Raw genomic sequence first — 16,269 nt, forward strand, 5'->3', positions numbered from 1 at the left:
TGGTTTACCTGTCCTAAAGTAAACTTTTGTTGTTCAGGAGTACGCCTTAACTGTCGGTCCACGCCCTGCGGGAAAGGGGTGCGGGAACACGGCCCGGAGGTCACAGTTGAGTTGCGGCGGGCAGCCCCGGGAACTAACACTGCACGCCGGCTGTTGGAATTGGTAGCGTGTTGTAACCGATAGCTTTGTAACCGGTCACTTTGTATCGGATCACTGACGGTTCACCACCGGATCATCATTCACCCCCTATTTGGAGGACACCCGCAATGGCACTTGGCGGAAACCCAGTCTTCAACGGAAAGAACTTCCGTGGAGCAACCCAGGCACCGCCTGCCCCGCAGGCTTACGGACAGGGCCCCTACGGCCAAAACACCCACGGCCAGAGCCAGTTCGGCCAGGGCCAGCTCGGCCAGGCCCAGTACGGCCAGACCCAGACCGGTTGGAACCCTGCCCAGCAGGGCATGACCCAGGACCAGCTCCAGGACATGTACAACCGGCCTGCCGCCGGCCCCGCCGATACCGGCCGCATGACCTATGACGACGTCATCATGAAGACCGCGGCCTGCCTCGGCGCAGTCGTTGCCGGTGCTGCCGTTACCCTCCTGGTGGCTGAGGGCCTGGCCTACATGCTGATGATCGTCGGCGCGCTGGGCGGGTTCGTCCTCGCGCTCGTCAACACCTTCAAGAAGCAGCCCTCCCCGGCGCTGATCCTGGCCTACGCGGCGCTCGAGGGCCTCTTCCTCGGCGGACTGACGCGGATCCTCGACGGCATGTTCCCGGGCGTCGGCCTGCAGGCCGTGATCGGCACGCTCTCCGTGTTCGCCGTGACGCTGGTGCTCTTCCGGAGCGGCAAGGTCCGGGCCACGCCGAAGGCCATGCGCTTCTTTATGATCGCCATGATCGGCTACGCCGTGTTCGCGCTCGTGAACATGGTCATGATGTGGACCGGCGCCGTCGATTCCCCGTTCGGACTGCGTACCCAGGTGGAAATCTTCGGGATCCCGCTGGGCGTCTTCATCGGCCTGCTGGCGATCGGCCTCGCCGCATTCTCCTTGATCATGGACTTCACCAGCATCGAAGCCGGCGTCCGCAGCGGCGCCCCGCAGCGCTTCTCCTGGACCGCGGCCTTTGGCCTCACGGTGACGCTGGTGTGGCTGTACGTTGAGATCATCCGCCTGCTGGCCATCCTCCGTGGCGACGACTAACAGCGTCGCTCGCAGCCGCTAGCTGAAACCTGACAAAGAGGAGCCCCGCCGCAAGGTAGGGCTCCTCTTGCGTCTGCCCGTGGTGCCGCTGCCGCGGGGCCGGCTCAGCCCAGCCGCTCCAGCACCACGGCCATGCCCTGGCCGCCGCCGACGCACAGCGTCGCCAGCCCGAGGGTCGCATCACGTTCGCGGAGGCCGTTGATCAGCGTGGTGGTCATCCGGGCGCCGGTCATGCCGAAGGGGTGCCCCAGTGCGATGGCGCCGCCGTGGACGTTGAGCTTCTCATGATCGATCCCGAGTTCCCCGGCGCTGGCGACGACCTGCACCGCGAAGGCCTCATTGAGTTCCACAAGGTCGATGTCCTGGAGACCCAGCCCGGCAAGCTCGAGGGCGCGGCGGCTCGCCTCCACCGGACCCATGCCCATGAGCTCGGGGGAGAGGGCGCTGACGCCGGTGGAGACAATCCGTGCCAGCGGATCCAGCCCGAGTTCGCGCGCCCGGACGTCGCTCATCACGACGACGGCGGCCGCTCCGTCATTCAGCGGGCAGGCGTTGCCGGCTGTGACCGTGCCCTCGGCGCGGAAGACCGGCTGCAGGGCGCTGACCGCCTCCAGGGTGACGCCGGCCCGCGGCGAGTCGTCCCGGCTGATCACGGTGCCGTCCTTGCGGGTGTAGGGCGTGATCTCCCGGGCATAGAACCCGGACGCGGCAGCTGCTTCGGCGCGGTTCTGGCTCAGCACCGCCCAGGCGTCCTGGTCCGCCCGGCTGATGCCGAAGCTGGTCGCGACGTTTTCCGCCGTCTGGCCCATGGCGATGTAGATATCCGGCATGCGGCCGCCCAGCCGCGGATCCGTCCACGGGGTATTGGACCCGGCCCTGGCGGCTGTACGCTGCCGTGCGGCGTCGAAGAGCGGGTTGTGCGTGCTTGAGTCCGTTTCTCCGGCGCCGGCCCAGTCGCGGTAGCGGGACACGGCCTCCACCCCGGCTGCGACGAACGCGTGCCCTTCGCCGGCCTTGATGGCGTGGAAGGCCATCCGGAGGGTCTGCAGGCTCGAGGCGCAGAAGCGGTTGATGGTGGCGCCAGGGACGTTGTCCAGCCCGGCCAGGATGGTGACCACCCGGGCCATGTTGGAACCGGCTTCGCCGCTGGGCTCGGCGCAGCCCAGGTAGAGGTCGTCCAGTCCCCGGCCGCTGGCGTCCGCCGCGTCGAAGGACGGAATCCGGGCCAGTGCCGCTGCCACCATGGCGGCAGCGAGATCGTCGGGCCGTTCATCCTTCAGCGAGCCTTTGAAGGCCCGTCCGATCGGGCTTCTGGCAGTGGAAACAATGACCGCTTCTGACATGCGCCCAGCCTACGCTCCGCCTATGCCAGCCGCATCGCGCCGGCCGCCGGGCGGACGCTGAAGATGTCCGGCGCGGTGTATCCGGCCTCCGCGAACGCGCGTCCGACGGCGGCACGCACCTGCTGTTCGGCTGCTGCCGGGGTGAGTGCGATGGCGGAGCCGCCGAAACCGCCGCCGGTCATCCGGGCGCCGATCGCACCGGCTGTGCGAGCGGCTTCGACGGCGAGGTCCAGCTGGGGGCAGGAAATCTCGAAGTCGTCCCGCATCGACGCGTGGGAAGCATCCAGCAGGGGACCGATCGCCTCCGGCCCGGTGTTTTCAAGGACCCCGACCATCTGCAGGACCCGCTCATTCTCCGTCACTACATGCCTGACGCGGCGGAACGTTACCGGGTCCAGCAGGCCGCCCGCCTCGGCCAGGTCCACAAGCCCGACGTCGCGCAAGGCACGCACGCCGAGGACTTCGGCACCGAGTTCGCAGGAGGCGCGCCGGTCTGCGTAGCCTCCGCCGGCGTGGGAATGCGACACTTTCGTGTCGATCACCAGTGTGACCAGGCCAGCGCTCCCGGCGTCGAACGGCACCAGCCGGACGCCTTGGTCGCGGCAGTCGAGGAAGAGCGCGTGCCCGGCCGCCCCGCGCAGGGACGCTGACTGGTCCATGATGCCGGTGGGGGCGCCGACGAAGTCGTTTTCCGCGCGCTGGGTGGCCAGGACCATGTCCGCGGTGCCCAGGCCCGCCCCGACAAGTTCGTTGACCGCAGTGATGACGGCACACTCAATGGCGTGGGACGAGGACAGCCCGGCTCCGCGGGGAACATCGGAGTCCAGCAACAGGTCCAGGCCGCCGACGTCGATTCCGCGCTGCTGCAGCGCCCACAGGACACCCAGCGGATACTTGGTCCATCCCCTCGCCGTGCCGCGGTTCAGGGAACCGGCATCCGCGGTGGTCAGTCCCTGGTTGCCGAAGGTGGACAGCAGCCGGATCGTGGGGTCCGGACGCAGCCGGACCGCCACCCGGGCAGTCCGGTCGATCGCAAAGGGCAGCACAAAACCCTCGTTGTAGTCGGTGTGCTCGCCGATCAGGTTGACCCGGCCCGGCGCCTGCCACACCCCGTCCGGCGGCGCGCCGAAGACGGACTCGAACCGGTCCGCCAGCCGCACGGCATCGAGGGGAAGCGTCATGCCGTGCCGTCAGCGGCGGCGGTCCTGGAAAAGCGCGTCATGGGTCCACGGTATACGCCGCGGCGCGACGCTGGGTACGGTGGGGACCATGGACGTTCAGACCCCCGCTTTCCCGGACTCTCCCCACAGCGACAGCCCCGCCGATGGCACCGGCCCGGACGATGCGGCCCGGCGCTACGCCACGGGCCGGCAGTACGAGCTGCGGCGCGGCGACGCGCTCGCCGTCGTCACCGAACTGGCCGCCGGGCTGCGGCTGTACAGCCGCGGCGGCACGGCCCTGACGGAAAGCTACGGGGACGGGGTGATTTCGCCTGGCGCCGCCGGCATCACCCTGGCGCCGTGGGCGAACCGCGTGGAAGACGGCGTCTGGTACCTGAACGGCAAGAAGCAGCAGCTGGACATCACCGAGGTGTCCCGCAACAACGCCAGCCACGGGCTGCTGCGCAACGCCTCCTATGCGCTCGTCGACGAATCCGAGTTTTCGGTCACGCTCGAAGCGGCCGTGTTCCCGCAGCACGGCTATCCCTTCTTGCTGCGCCACCGAGTGAGCTACGAACTGGCCGCGGACCTGGGCCTGGTGGTCCGGCAGCTGCTCATCAACGACTCACAGGAGCCGGCCCCGTTCGTCCTCGGCGCCCACCCCTACCTCCGGCTGGGGGAGCTGCCGAGCGAGGAACTCACCGTCACCGTCCGCGCCGGCACGAGGCTCGTGACGGACCAGCGCCTGATCCCGCGCGGCACGGAACCGGCGGGCGGAGACTTCGACCTCCGCGCCGGGCGGCTGGTCGGTGAACTGGACCTCGATTCCGCCTACACGGAGCTGGAGTTCGACGGCGGCATGGCCCGCCACACGCTGAGCGCGGCGGACGGGCGCAGCGTGAGCCTCTGGCAGGACGAGAACTGCAGCTACGTCCATGTCTTTGTCACCACGGAGTTCCCGGGCAGGACCAAGGCCGTGGCGATCGAGCCCATGACCGGTCCGGCCAACGCTTTCAACAGCGGCGACGGCCTCCGCTGGCTGCCTCCGGGGGAGCGGTTCGCCATGACGTGGGGAATCAGCGCGTCCCTTGAACCGTGACCGGCGGCTGGGTTTCCCATCCGAGTTTCCCATCCGGGGAGTGCTGGTGAATCATGGGGCTATGACGCCAGCTGACGATTCCGCCCCGCGAGAGAACCCCGACGTTGCCCGCGCTGGCGCTGGGAGCGCCCCCGCCAGCGTCCCCGCCAGCGTCCCCGTACAGGGGCGAATTGTCACGGACCGGGAGATCGACCAGGACATCCCCTATGGCGTGCGGATTGCCGCGTCCTGGTCCTGGCGGCTGGGGCTCATCATTCTCATGGCGGGCGCCCTCGTGTGGCTGCTCAGCCGGGTCAGCTTCCTGCTGATCCCCGTGATGGTCGCCGCGCTCCTGGCCGGGCTGCTGGCACCGGTGAAGAACTGGCTCAGGCGGAACGGGGTTGCCAACGGGCTCGCGGTCGCCATAACCGTCCTGGGCTTCATCGGCCTGATTGTCGGCGCCCTGGCGCTTGTGGGCCGGCAGCTCGTCGCAGGTTTCGCCGAGCTGTGGAGCGAAGCGCTGACCGGGGTCCAAAAGATCCAGGTCTGGCTCGCGGACGGCCCCCTGCACCTCTCCGCGGCGCAGATCGACCAATACCTGAAGGAAGGCACCGCGGCGCTGCAGAACAACAGCAGCAGCATCCTCAGCGGAGCACTCTCCTTCGGCAGCACCGCCGGGCACTTCGCCGCCGGGATGGTCCTGGCGCTGTTCATCCTCATATTCTTCCTGCTGGAAGGCCAACGCATCTGGTCCTTCCTTGTGCGGCTGTTGCCCCGGAAAGCCCGCGCCGCCACCGACGGGGCCGGCCGCGTCGGCTGGGCCTCGATGGTGAGCTACACCCGGATCCAGATGTTCGTCGCGTTCGTGGACGCCGTCGGGATCGGGGTCGGGGCCGCGATCATCGGGGTGCCCCTGGCCCTGCCGCTGGGCGTGCTCGTGTTCCTTGGTTCCTTCATCCCGATCGTCGGCGCCCTCGTCACCGGCGCCGTCGCGGTACTGCTGGCACTCGTTGCCAACGGCTGGGTCAATGCACTGATCATGCTGGGGATCGTCCTGCTGGTCCAGCAGTTGGAGAGTCACATCCTCCAGCCGCTGGTCATGGGAAAGGCCGTCTCCCTGCACCCGGTGGCCGTCATCCTGGCCGTCGCCGCCGGCTCCTACCTCGCCGGAATTCCCGGAGCCCTGTTCTCCGTTCCCATCCTCGCCGTAGCAAACTCGTCGATTCGCTACATTGCCGGCAGAACGTGGGAACATGAAAGTGCGCTGGCCCGACTGCCGGGCGCAACCTCCGGCCGCAGCGATGGCGCTGCCCCCGACAATGGTTCCCCAGGCAGCGATGCCGGACGGGGCGCCGGGTCCGCACCCTGATCCGAAGACTGATCCGAAAAAGGAGACTAGTTCGTGAACACCCTTGAGAGCCTGCCCGTCACGCTGGACGATGTCCTGGAGGCGCAGAAGCTGCTCGACGGGATTATTACGCGGACGCCGGTTGAATCCTCGCGTGCCCTGGGCAGCATGGTCGGCGGCGAAGTCTTCCTCAAGTGCGAGAACCTGCAGCGGGCCGGCTCCTTCAAGGTCCGCGGCGCCTACGTCCGGATGGCCAAACTCGCCCCGGACGAAAAGAAGCGCGGAGTCGTGGCGGCCTCGGCCGGCAACCACGCCCAGGGTGTGGCCGTCGCCGCCAAGAGCCTGGGCATCAAGGCCCGGATCTATATGCCGCTGGGCGTCGCGCTGCCCAAACTCGCCGCTACCCGCAGCCACGGGGCCGAGGTGGTCCTGCACGGCCACAACGTCGATGAGGCGCTCGCCGAAGCGAAGCGCTACGCGGACGAAACCGGCGCGGTCTTCGTCCACCCCTTCGACGACGTCGACGTCGTTGCCGGCCAGGGCACCGTCGGGCTGGAGATCCTGGAACAGGTCCCTTACGTTGACACCATCCTGATGGGCGTCGGCGGCGGCGGGCTCCTCGCCGGCGTCGCGGTGGCCGTGAAGGCCAGGGCCAAGGAGCTGGGCCGGGAGATCCGGATCATCGGTGTGCAGGCCGAAAACGCCGCCGCCTACCCGCCCTCGCTCGCCGCGGACGCCCTTGTCCCGCTCAAACGTGTCTCCACCATGGCGGACGGCATCGCCGTCGGCCGGCCCGGCCAGCTGCCTTTCAGCATCATCCGGGAACTCGTCGACGACGTCGTCACTGTCAGCGAGGACGCCCTGGCCCGGGCACTCATCTTCCTGCTGGAACGCGCCAAGATGGTTGTTGAGCCGGCCGGGGCGGTGGGTGTCGCGGCGCTGATGGAAGGCAAGATCGAGAACCCGGGCACGGTCGCCGTGGTGCTCTCCGGCGGCAACATCGACCCGATGCTGATGCTCAAGGTCATCCAGCGCGGCCTCTCCGCCGCGGGCAGGTACATGACCGTGCGCATGATGCTGGACGACCGTCCCGGCTCGCTGGCGACGATCGCCCGGATCATTGCCGAGAACGACGCCAACGTCACGGGCCTGGACCACACCCGCGTGGGCGGCTCTATCAGCATGGGGGACGTGTCCATTACCGTGAACCTGGAGACCAAGGGCCACGAACACTGCGAGAAGGTCCTCGCGGCGCTCCGGGCCGAAGGCTTCCAGCCGATCGTGGTGCATTAAGGGGACCTGATGCTCGACTCCACCCGGAACGGCCGGCCGCGCGCCGTCGAAACCGCCGCGGTGCGCGCCCGCAAGGGACTGCTCGTGGTGGGGTCGTTTGTCCTGGTGCTGTACGTCATTGAGATCATCAACGCACTCATGCTCCGGTCGCTCAACGGCACGTTTGGGCTGCGCCCGCGCAGCCCCGACGGGCTCCTGGACATCCTGACGTTCCCGCTGCTGCACGCCAACCTGGCGCACCTGTTCTCCAACACGCTGCCGCTGATCATCTTCGGCTTCCTGGTGCTGCTGTCCGGGCGCCGGGTGTTCTTCATCACCCTGGCCCTGAGCTGGCTGGTCTCCGGGACCGTGGTGTGGCTGATCGGCGGGTTCAATGTCACGGTGGGGGCGTCCGGACTGGTGTTCGGGCTCTTCGCGTTCCTGCTGGTGCGCGGCTTCTTCAACCGCAACTGGTGGCAGATCCTGCTCTCCGTGGTGCTGTTCCTGACCTACGGCGGGATCCTGTTCGGAATCCTGCCCACGGTGGCGGGCTACGTTTCCTGGCAGGCGCACCTCGGCGGCGCCATCGGCGGTGTGATTGCCGCCCTCATCCTGAGCGCGCCGCGCGCCGGAACGCCGCGCACCGGCCAGTAGCCCACCAGGCCGGCAGCGCACCGCGACACAGAGACCGCGACACAAAGAACGACGCCGGCCCTCCCGCATGGGGAGCGCCGGCGTCGTGCGTTTCAGTGTGCAGGTGTCAGCCGGCGTACGGCTTGGCGGAGATGATCTCCACCGTGATGTCCTTGCCGTTCGGGGCGGTGTAGCTGAGCTTGTCGCCCTCCTTGTGGCCGACGATGGCAGCACCCAAGGGTGACTTCTCGCTGAAGACGTCGAGATCCGAGTCGCCGGCGATTTCCCGGGAGCCGAGCAGGAAGGTCTCCTCGTCGCCGGCGATCCTGGCCACGACGATCATCCCGGGCTCGACGATTCCGTCGTCGGCCGGGGACTCGCCCACGTGGGCGTCCCTGAGCAGCGCGGTCAGCTGGCGGATGCGGGCTTCGATCTTGCCCTGCTCCTCTTTGGCCGCGTGGTAGCCGCCGTTCTCCTTGAGGTCGCCTTCCTGGCGCGCGGCCTCAATCTTCTGAACGATTTCCGCCCGGCCGGGGCCGGAGAGGTGGTCCAGCTCTGCCTTCAGGCGGTCAAAAGCTTCCTGGGTAAGCCAAGCTGCAGTTGCGCTGTTCGTGGTAGACACGGACTTCTCCTTTATGGTCAAACAAGCAAAGACCCCGCCACGGTGGCCACTTTTGGAACTCAGCAACCAGCTCAGCGGGGGAAAGGTATTGATCCATTGTAGTCAATCCTGTGGATAAACCAAAGAACCCTGCGGTGTGGATCACACCCGTGTTACGGACGCGGCGCTATTTGGCGGCGTCGGGGATCCAGCAGCTGTCCACGACACCGGACACGGCCTGGGACTCGGTGCGCACGGTTGCCCGGTGGGCTGTGGTGCGTCCGCCGTCGGAACCGGCGTCGGCGGCGTTGGGGGGGATATCCAAAACCTTCCAGCCGACGACGGCGAACTTGGAATCCAGCGCTTTGACCGAACATTTCGCCGCGGTAGCCGGTTCCTTGGTGACCTGGAAATCGATTTCAGCCAGGGTGGCGTCAGGAGTGCTGTAGCCGATGTCCTTGAAGGTGACGCTCCCGGTCGCGTTAGACGTCGAGATCCAGGCCATAAAGGCCATTCCGGCGGCGAGGGCAACGACCAAAATGATGCGTTTGGTTTTGCCGCTCAGCGTTCGCTTTTGGCCGCCGTAACGATTGGCTAGGCTGGGAGATGCCGGGGCAGGCGCGGAAGGCTGATCCTTGGAAGTCACCAGTCCAGTTTAGTGTGGATCGGGAGGGGTGGCCGCCGCGCCGCCGTTCGAGCCCGATACACCTGCCTGACGATCCGTACCCGTAGATGAAAACCGTAGAAGAAAGAGGAGCCGTCTCACGATGACAGCGTCCACCAACCCGTCAGCGCCGCTTCGACTGTTGGCTGTCCATGCTCATCCCGACGACGAATCCAGCAAGGGCGCCGCCACGATGGCCAGCTACGCCGCGGCCGGCGTCGAGGTCCTGGTGGCGACCTGCACGGACGGCTCCCGTGGCGATATCCAGAACCCTGCGGTCGCAGGCATGCCGCACCCCAAACGGGACATGGCCGGCGCGCGCAGGCTCGAGATGGCGCACGCCGCCAAGGTCCTCGGCGTCCGCCAGCAGTGGCTGGGCTTTGTCGATTCCGGGCTTCCGGAAGGTGATCCGCTGCCCCCGTTGCCGGCAGGCTCCTTCGCCACGCTGCCGCTGGAACGGGCCGCCGCCCCGCTGGTCCGGCTGGTCCGCCGCTTCAAGCCCCAGGTCATCCTGAGCTACGACGAGAACGGCGGTTACCCGCACCCGGACCACATCATGGCGCACCGCGTCGCCGTCGAAGCCTTCGAAGCCGCGGGGGACCCGGCCCGCTACCCGGGAACCGGTGAGGCCTGGGCGCCGAGCAAGTTGTACTACGACCGCGCGTTCAGCCCCGAGCGGTTCCGTGCCCTGCATTTTGCGCTGGAGGAATCGGGCCTGCAGTCGCCCTACGCCGAACGGCTGGCCGCCTGGCTGGAAGCCGACGCGGAGGGCCACACCCCGCCCGCGCCGACCCACCCGACCACCACCCAGATCGAATGCGGTGATTTCTTCGAGGCACGTGATGATGCGCTGCGGGCACACCGTACCCAGGTGGACCCTGAGGGCTTCTTCTTCGCGGTCTCCCCGGCGATGCAGCGGCGCGTATGGCCGTGGGAGGACTACTCGCTGATCCAGTCCCGGGTTCCGTCGGAGCTGCCTGAAAAGGACTTCTTCGCCGGGCTAAGATAGACATATCCGGCATTTCTATGACGCGTAGAAGACGTTGTGGAACCAGTTCAACGCAGTTCCGCGGCCAGCCGCCGTCGGGCCGCCATCCAGCCCCATAGAAGGTCCTTACCGTGCATTCCTTGCTTATCGCCCTGGCAACCACCCCGGCGCCCGCCCCGTCGCCGTCGCTGCGCGAGGGGCTGACCCAGGATCAGGTGACGCCCGGCCTGCTGGGTTTCGTCCTGACCGCTTTTATCGTGGTGCTGACTGCCCTCCTGATCGTCGACATGGTGCGGCGCATCCGCCGGGTCCGCTACCGTGCCCAGGTGGAGGAGGAACGCGCGGCCGCTGCCGAGGCTTCGGTCAACGACGGCGCTCCGCAGGCCGACGGTGCCGGAGATCCCGCCGGCCGGTCCGGCAACCGTCCCGAAATCAACGGTGATGCAGGGCCCGGAAGCCGCTGACGGCGGCTCGTCTCCGCACGCACCCGAGGCCTCCAACGCCTTGGGCGGAGAACCCTCTGCCTACCTCCGGCAGCATGCCGGAAACCCCGTCCACTGGCGGCCATTCGGTGACGAGGCGTTTGCGTCCGCAACGGCCCGCGACGTGCCGGTTTTCCTCTCGATCGGCTATGCGGCGTGCCATTGGTGCCACGTCATGGCCCACGAATCCTTCGAAGACCAGGGCACCGCGGACTTCCTGAACGCCAACTTCGTGGCCGTGAAGGTGGACCGTGAGGAGCGCCCCGATGTCGACGCCGCCTACATGGCCGCGACCCAGGCGCTCAGCGGAGAAGGCGGCTGGCCGATGTCCGTCTTCCTGCTGCCTGACGGGCGGGCCTTCTACGCTGGCACCTACTATCCGCCCCGGCCGCTGCCGGGCAGGCCGTCCTTCCGCCAGGTGTTGGAGGCCGTAGCGGACGCGTGGCAGGAACGCCGCGGAGCCGTGGAACAAAACGCCGACACCCTGGCCCGCGGCCTCGCCGCTTCCCGGCCCGGCGCCGCCGTCCGCCTGGACGGTGTGCCGGAACCGTTCGATCCGTACCTTCCAAGGGAAGCCGTGGAGGCCCTGGCAGGTGACGAAGACACAGCCTATGGCGGCTTTGGCGGCGCTCCGAAGTTCCCGCCGTCGGCCGTCCTGGAATTCCTGATCCGGCACGCGGCGGTTGCCTCGCCGGCCCTCGACGCCGGAACCCCGGCGCAGGCCCGCGATTTGGCGGGCCGGACGCTCGCGGCGATGTCCCGTTCGGCCCTGTTCGACCAGCTCGACGGCGGCTTCGCCCGCTACTCCGTGACCCGCGACTGGTCGGTGCCGCACTTCGAGAAAATGCTGTACGACAACGCCCAGCTGCTGCGGGTCTACGTCCACTGGGTCCGGCTCGGCGGCACGCCCGGGTACCCGGCCGCGGAAGCCGCCGACGTCGCCGGCCGCACCGCCGGCTGGCTGCTGGCATCGCTGGGGCTGGGCGCTGACGATGCCGGGAACGGGCAGCTGCCCGAGGCCCTTGCCTCGTCCCTCGACGCCGACACAGTCGTGGACGGTGTTCACACGGAGGGTGCCAGCTACCTGTGGACGCCGGCAGCCCTGGAGTCTGTGCTGGGACCGGCCGACGGCGGCGCCGTCGGCCGCCTGATGAACGTCCACGCCGGCGGCACCGTGACCGCCGACGGCTCCCCACTGCACCCTGGCCGGGCGCTCAGTGCCGACGAAGCGGAACTCTGGCAGCAGGTCCGGCCGGTGCTGCTCGCCGGGCGCTCGCGACGGCCGCAGCCTGCCCGGGACGACAAGGTGGTAGCCGGCTGGGACGGCCTGGCCGTTGCCGCCCTGGCCGAGGCCGGAGCGGTTCTGGGCCAGCCCAGGCTCGTGGCCGCGGCGGGGCGCATCGCGGAGTACCTGGCGCGGGTGCACTGGAAGCCGGGTGCCGACGGCGGTCCCGGCACGCTGATGCGGGTCTCCCATGACGGCGTGGCGCGGGGAATCGGCGGGCTCCTGGAGGACTACGCGTTCTGCGCCGAGGGCCTGATCGCGCTCTACGCGGCCTCGGGCCGGACCCGCTGGTACCGGCTGGCCGGGGACATCCTGGCGGCGGCGTGCGAGCGCTTCGCCACGGACGGCACGCTCCAGGACGCTGCGGGGGAGTCGGAGCAGCTCGCCAACGCGCAGGGCGGACGGGCCCCGCTGAATCCGTTCGACGACGCCACCCCCAGCGGAGCCGCAGCCTTCGCCGGAGCGCTGCTGTCCTTCTCGGCCCTGTCCGGTTCACCTGAATACCGGGCCCTCGCCGGCAACATCCTCGCTCTGCTGCCGCCGCTGGCCACCCGAGCGCCGCGGGCGGCAGGCTGGTTGCTCGCGACGGCGCAGGCCGCGCTCGCGGGCCCGGTGGAGGCCGCCGTGGTCGGGCCCGACACCCCGGAAAGGGCGGCGCTTCACCTGGCGTTGCTGCGCTCGCCTAGCCCCGGGCTGGTGATCGCCCTGCAGCCTGAGGCGGACGGGCAGGGGCCGCCCCTGCTGCGCGGCCGGGCGGCGGCCCCGGACGGCTCGCCGCTGGTCTTCCTGTGCCGCGGCATGGTCTGCGGGCTTCCCGTGGGTTCGGTCCGGGCAGTGCGGGAGCGCCTCGCCAGCATGGGGGGATGAACCGGCTGCCGGACGCGGACTTCTGCCTAACTCAACGGGCCAAAACTCATTGGGGCACGGCGCTGGCGCCGGCGCCGATCGCCTTTGCCACGTCGCTCAGATCGTTGTTCAGTTGGTGGTCGCGGCCGGGGAGCCGGTGCACCTGCGCCTGGGGGATCACCCCGGCATACAGGTCCGCGTGCGACGGCGGGACGGTCTGGTCCGCGAGACCGTGGAACACGTGAACCGGTACCCCGTGCGGAAGCCTCGTTCCGAGGTTCGTTGGCAACTCGAAGTCGTCGGCGGGCCAGCCGCCGTCGCCGACGAACGGCGCGGCGATCAGCACGATCGCCGCCAGCGCGCACCCTGGGGGCTGCCCGGCAAGAGCGTTGATGAGGATTGCCGCACCCACCGAATGGCCCACCACGACGGCGCCGTCCTCCAAAGCCGCCAGCTCACGTCGGATGGCCGTGCTCCACGCAGCCGGATCCGGGTCGTCTTCGTCCGGCATCCGCGGGTACTGGACCTCGTACCCGTCGCCAAGCCCCCGCAACAGGCTCCCAACCAGTTTGTTGTCCCAGTCGTCGTGCGTGCCCGCGCCACCACCCTGGATGAACAGGATCTGCCGGGCCATTGTCATGGTGGTCCTCCTTCGCGCTTGTCGCGGTGTGTGGCCCTATCTCAACACCTAGGCCGGCCGGCCTCAACCCCCTCGGGGTTCTGCCGTTGAGGTGGGGGAACGGCTGGTTACACTGGCGGAATGACTCCTCACCCTTTCAAACTCGTGGTTTTCGACTGCGACGGCGTCCTGGTCGATTCCGAGGTCATCGCAGTGCGGGTGGACCAGCTGGTGCTCGCCGACCTCGGCTGGGAACTGGAACTGGACGAAATCGTGGAGCGCTTCGTCGGCAGGAGCGAGGCGCACTTCGTTGCCACGCTCGAAGAGCAGCTCGGCGTCGAGCTGGCTGAGGGGTGGGACCGGAAGTACGAGCCGTGGTACCGGACGGCGTTCGAACGCGACCTCGTGGCGGTCGACGGCGTCGTGGAAGCACTCGATGAGCTCCGGCTCCCGAACTGCGTTGCCTCCAGCGGGACCCATGCCAAGATGCGGCAGACGCTCGGGCAGACCGGGCTGTGGCACCGCTTCGAAGGCCGGATCTTCAGCGCGACGGAAGTCGCCAACGGCAAACCCGCCCCGGATCTGTTCCTGCACGCCGCAGGGACGCTCGGCACCGCACCGGAGCGCTGCGCCGTCGTCGAAGACAGCGCCCACGGCGTCCAAGCGGCCCGGTCGGCCGGGATGCATGTTTTCGCGTACGCCGGCGGGGTGACCCCGGCGGAGCGGCTGGAAGGGCCCGGCACCACGGTGTTCTCCGATATGCGGCAACTGCCCGGGCTCATCGAGGCCGGGCGGCCCTCGCCCTCCTGAGCCGGACCTCGACGCCGGAATTTCCCCACCTTTGGAGTCTGTGCCCGCGTGTCGGGCAGTGGATCCGGCGAGCCGCGACGTCGCCGTCTGGAAGGTGGGGAGAGCCCGCGCAGGCGGCGGGACCAGCGGCGGATTTCAGCTCAGGACGGCGATGGCAATCGCGATGTAGTGCGCGGCGAAGGCGAGGACCGTCAGGGCGTGGAACAGCTCGTGGAAACCGAAGTGTGAGTAGCTAATGTTCGGCTTCTTCAGAGCGTAGAACACGGCGCCGGTGATGTAGAGCGCGCCACCGACGCAGATCAGCACCGCCGAGGCCACATTGGCTGCGAAGAACTCCGGCAGGTAGAAAAGCGCGCCGCAGCCCAGGGCGATGTAGATCGGCACATAGAGCCAGCGCGGGGCGTCGGTCCACAGCAGCCGGAACAGCACGCCGAGGATCGCCCCGGACCAGATCACCCACAACAGCAGCTCGGCCTTTGGCCGGTCCAGGAGCGCCCAGGCAAGCGGCGTGTAGCTTCCCGCGATCACCAGCATGATGTTCGTGTGGTCCAGCCGCTTCAGCACTATCTTGACGCGCGGTGACCAGTTGCCCCGGTGGTAGATGGCGCTGATGCCGAACAGCAGCACCCCGGTGAACGCATAGACGGCGCACGCGATCTTCAGGTCCGGCGTCGGGGCCAGCAGCACGAGCACCAGGCCGGCGGCCAGCGCCAGGGGAGCCGTCACCGTGTGGATCCAGCCCCGCCACTTCGGCTTGATCATCAGGAGCTCGGCCAGCCGGACCGCAGCCTCGTCGATCGGGCCGGTTCCACGGTCCGCCGGCTGCTCCGGCCGGGGCTCGGGGGTGTTGCTTTCCATGCCGCAATAATAACCTACGGTCCAGTAAGTTACCCACTAGTAACAAAGTCGACCGGGCAGAATCGTAACGACCTTGTGCCTCGGTGTGTCCTCCGGCGGGTAGCCTAGGATTTGCACTGCAGTCGTACAAGGAAGCCAGGTGAAATCTCCGGATGGAAATGCCCGGGTTCCTCTATGGCTTCTACGAGCGCAAGCTCCAGCGGTCCCTGGACCCGGAGCGCATCCCCCGGCACATCGGCGTCATGGTGGACGGCAACCGCCGCTGGGCCCGGCAGTTCAACGCACCGACCAGCCAGGGCCACCAGGCCGGGGCCGACAAGATCCATGAGTTTCTCGGCTGGTGCCAGGAACTCGGCGTCAAAGTGGTCACCCTTTACATGCTCTCCACGGACAACATGAACCGCTCGGGCGAAGAGCTCGACCTGCTCATGGGCATCATCGCCAACACCCTGGACCGGCTGGACGAGGACGCCGAGATCTCGGTCCATGCGATGGGCGCCCCGGAACTGCTGCCCGACTATCTGGCGGCGCGCCTCAACCGGCTCACAGCCCGCACCCCGGCGCGGGAGAAAATCCATGTCAACGTCGCCGTCGGCTACGGCGGACGCCGCGAAATCGTCGACGCCGTCCGCGAACTGTTGCACGACGCCGTCGCCCGCGGTTCGGACATCGGGAAACTGGCCGATGAGCTCAGCGTCGACGACATCTCACGCTTCCTCTACACCCGCGGCCAGCCCGATCCGGACCTCGTGATCCGCACTTCCGGGGAGCAGCGGCTCTCCGGCTTCCTGATGTGGCAAAGCGCGTACAGCGAGTTCTATTTCTGCGAAGCCCTGTGGCCGGCGTTCCGGAAAGTGGACTTCCTCCGGGCCCTGCGCGACTACGCCGGCAGGCAGCGCCGCTACGGCTCCTGAGCCGTTATTTGGTGTTCACGCGATGGCAACAAGAATCGCCGAAAAATTGGCACGGAAACGCCATGTCCGGGACGTACGTTAATCCCATCAGCAGGCAAACCGCCGGCTGATCGGGGAGGCCAGTACATGGAGCGGAAGTTCGCACCGGGTGTATGGGAGGCCG

At 68.2% G+C, this 16,269-nt stretch carries 16 protein-coding genes; 10 read left to right on the forward strand and 6 right to left on the reverse strand.

The window, feature by feature from the left end; genetic code table 11:
• Positions 1 to 266 precede the first annotated feature (266 nt).
• The gene (locus AB4Y67_RS10750) at positions 267 to 1,205 is read left to right on the forward strand and encodes a Bax inhibitor-1/YccA family protein (RefSeq protein ID WP_441405759.1); all 939 of its coding nucleotides are present in this window, start codon (positions 267 to 269) and stop codon (positions 1,203 to 1,205) included.
• A 104-nt stretch (positions 1,206 to 1,309) separates the two neighbouring features.
• Here the strand turns inward: AB4Y67_RS10750 and AB4Y67_RS10755 are convergent, their stop codons facing one another.
• Entirely contained in the window at positions 1,310 to 2,548 is a 1,239-nt protein-coding gene (locus tag AB4Y67_RS10755; RefSeq protein ID WP_441405760.1) for an acetyl-CoA C-acetyltransferase, read from the reverse strand.
• A 20-nt stretch (positions 2,549 to 2,568) separates the two neighbouring features.
• A complete protein-coding gene (gene galK, locus AB4Y67_RS10760) occupies positions 2,569 to 3,729 on the reverse strand; it encodes a galactokinase (protein ID WP_441405761.1) in 1,161 nt (386 codons plus the stop codon).
• 88 nt (positions 3,730 to 3,817) lie between these two features.
• Between galK and AB4Y67_RS10765 the strand changes: the two genes are divergently transcribed.
• From AB4Y67_RS10765 to AB4Y67_RS10780, 4 genes are all read left to right on the forward strand, one after another.
• Complete coding sequence (locus AB4Y67_RS10765) at positions 3,818 to 4,807, forward strand: aldose 1-epimerase family protein (protein WP_441405762.1); 990 nt, start codon at positions 3,818 to 3,820, stop codon at positions 4,805 to 4,807.
• Between the two features lie 61 nt (positions 4,808 to 4,868).
• On the forward strand, positions 4,869 to 6,155 hold the full coding sequence (locus AB4Y67_RS10770; RefSeq protein ID WP_441405763.1) for an AI-2E family transporter: 1,287 nt from the start codon (positions 4,869 to 4,871) through the stop codon (positions 6,153 to 6,155).
• 33 nt (positions 6,156 to 6,188) lie between these two features.
• A complete protein-coding gene (gene ilvA / locus AB4Y67_RS10775) occupies positions 6,189 to 7,427 on the forward strand; it encodes a threonine ammonia-lyase (RefSeq protein WP_441405764.1) in 1,239 nt (412 codons plus the stop codon).
• Between the two features lie 9 nt (positions 7,428 to 7,436).
• Positions 7,437 to 8,060 carry a rhomboid family intramembrane serine protease gene (locus AB4Y67_RS10780; protein ID WP_441405765.1) on the forward strand — a complete coding sequence of 208 codons (624 nt, stop codon included), beginning with the start codon at positions 7,437 to 7,439 and terminating at the stop codon, positions 8,058 to 8,060.
• Positions 8,061 to 8,166: 106 nt separating this feature from the next.
• Here AB4Y67_RS10780 and greA read toward each other — a convergent pair whose 3' ends face one another.
• Positions 8,167 to 8,661, reverse strand: a complete 495-nt coding sequence (gene greA / locus AB4Y67_RS10785; protein ID WP_346924763.1) for a transcription elongation factor GreA — start codon at positions 8,659 to 8,661, stop codon at positions 8,167 to 8,169.
• 166 nt (positions 8,662 to 8,827) lie between these two features.
• On the reverse strand, positions 8,828 to 9,286 hold the full coding sequence (locus AB4Y67_RS10790) for a DUF4307 domain-containing protein (RefSeq protein ID WP_441405766.1): 459 nt from the start codon (positions 9,284 to 9,286) through the stop codon (positions 8,828 to 8,830).
• A gap of 121 nt (positions 9,287 to 9,407) precedes the next feature.
• On the opposite strand from AB4Y67_RS10790, the gene mca reads away from it, so the two are divergent.
• From mca to AB4Y67_RS10805, 3 genes are all read left to right on the forward strand, one after another.
• Positions 9,408 to 10,313, forward strand: a complete 906-nt coding sequence (mca, locus tag AB4Y67_RS10795) for a mycothiol conjugate amidase Mca (RefSeq protein WP_441405767.1) — start codon at positions 9,408 to 9,410, stop codon at positions 10,311 to 10,313.
• A 110-nt stretch (positions 10,314 to 10,423) separates the two neighbouring features.
• Complete coding sequence (locus AB4Y67_RS10800) at positions 10,424 to 10,756, forward strand: hypothetical protein (RefSeq protein ID WP_441405768.1); 333 nt, start codon at positions 10,424 to 10,426, stop codon at positions 10,754 to 10,756.
• Positions 10,734 to 12,926 (forward strand): thioredoxin domain-containing protein, encoded by a 2,193-nt coding sequence (locus tag AB4Y67_RS10805; protein ID WP_441405769.1) that lies wholly within the window; start codon positions 10,734 to 10,736, stop codon positions 12,924 to 12,926. The genes AB4Y67_RS10800 and AB4Y67_RS10805 overlap by 23 nt, the downstream gene beginning before the upstream one ends.
• Before the next feature lie 46 nt (positions 12,927 to 12,972).
• Here the strand turns inward: AB4Y67_RS10805 and AB4Y67_RS10810 are convergent, their stop codons facing one another.
• Positions 12,973 to 13,545 carry an alpha/beta fold hydrolase gene (locus AB4Y67_RS10810; RefSeq protein WP_441405770.1) on the reverse strand — a complete coding sequence of 191 codons (573 nt, stop codon included), beginning with the start codon at positions 13,543 to 13,545 and terminating at the stop codon, positions 12,973 to 12,975.
• A 120-nt stretch (positions 13,546 to 13,665) separates the two neighbouring features.
• Between AB4Y67_RS10810 and AB4Y67_RS10815 the strand changes: the two genes are divergently transcribed.
• Positions 13,666 to 14,334: an HAD family hydrolase gene (locus AB4Y67_RS10815; RefSeq protein WP_441405771.1), complete on the forward strand. Its 669-nt coding sequence runs from the start codon at positions 13,666 to 13,668 to the stop codon at positions 14,332 to 14,334.
• 135 nt (positions 14,335 to 14,469) lie between these two features.
• Here AB4Y67_RS10815 and trhA read toward each other — a convergent pair whose 3' ends face one another.
• Entirely contained in the window at positions 14,470 to 15,192 is a 723-nt protein-coding gene (gene trhA / locus AB4Y67_RS10820; RefSeq protein ID WP_441405772.1) for a PAQR family membrane homeostasis protein TrhA, read from the reverse strand.
• Positions 15,193 to 15,344: 152 nt separating this feature from the next.
• Between trhA and AB4Y67_RS10825 the strand changes: the two genes are divergently transcribed.
• Positions 15,345 to 16,106, forward strand: coding sequence for an isoprenyl transferase (locus AB4Y67_RS10825; protein WP_441405773.1), 762 nt, complete (start codon positions 15,345 to 15,347; stop codon positions 16,104 to 16,106).
• Positions 16,107 to 16,269 lie beyond the last annotated feature (163 nt).

Origin of the sequence: Arthrobacter sp. YAF17 (assembly GCF_052113365.1) — a bacterium.
In the GTDB taxonomy this organism is placed as follows: Bacteria; Actinomycetota; Actinomycetes; order Actinomycetales; family Micrococcaceae; genus Arthrobacter.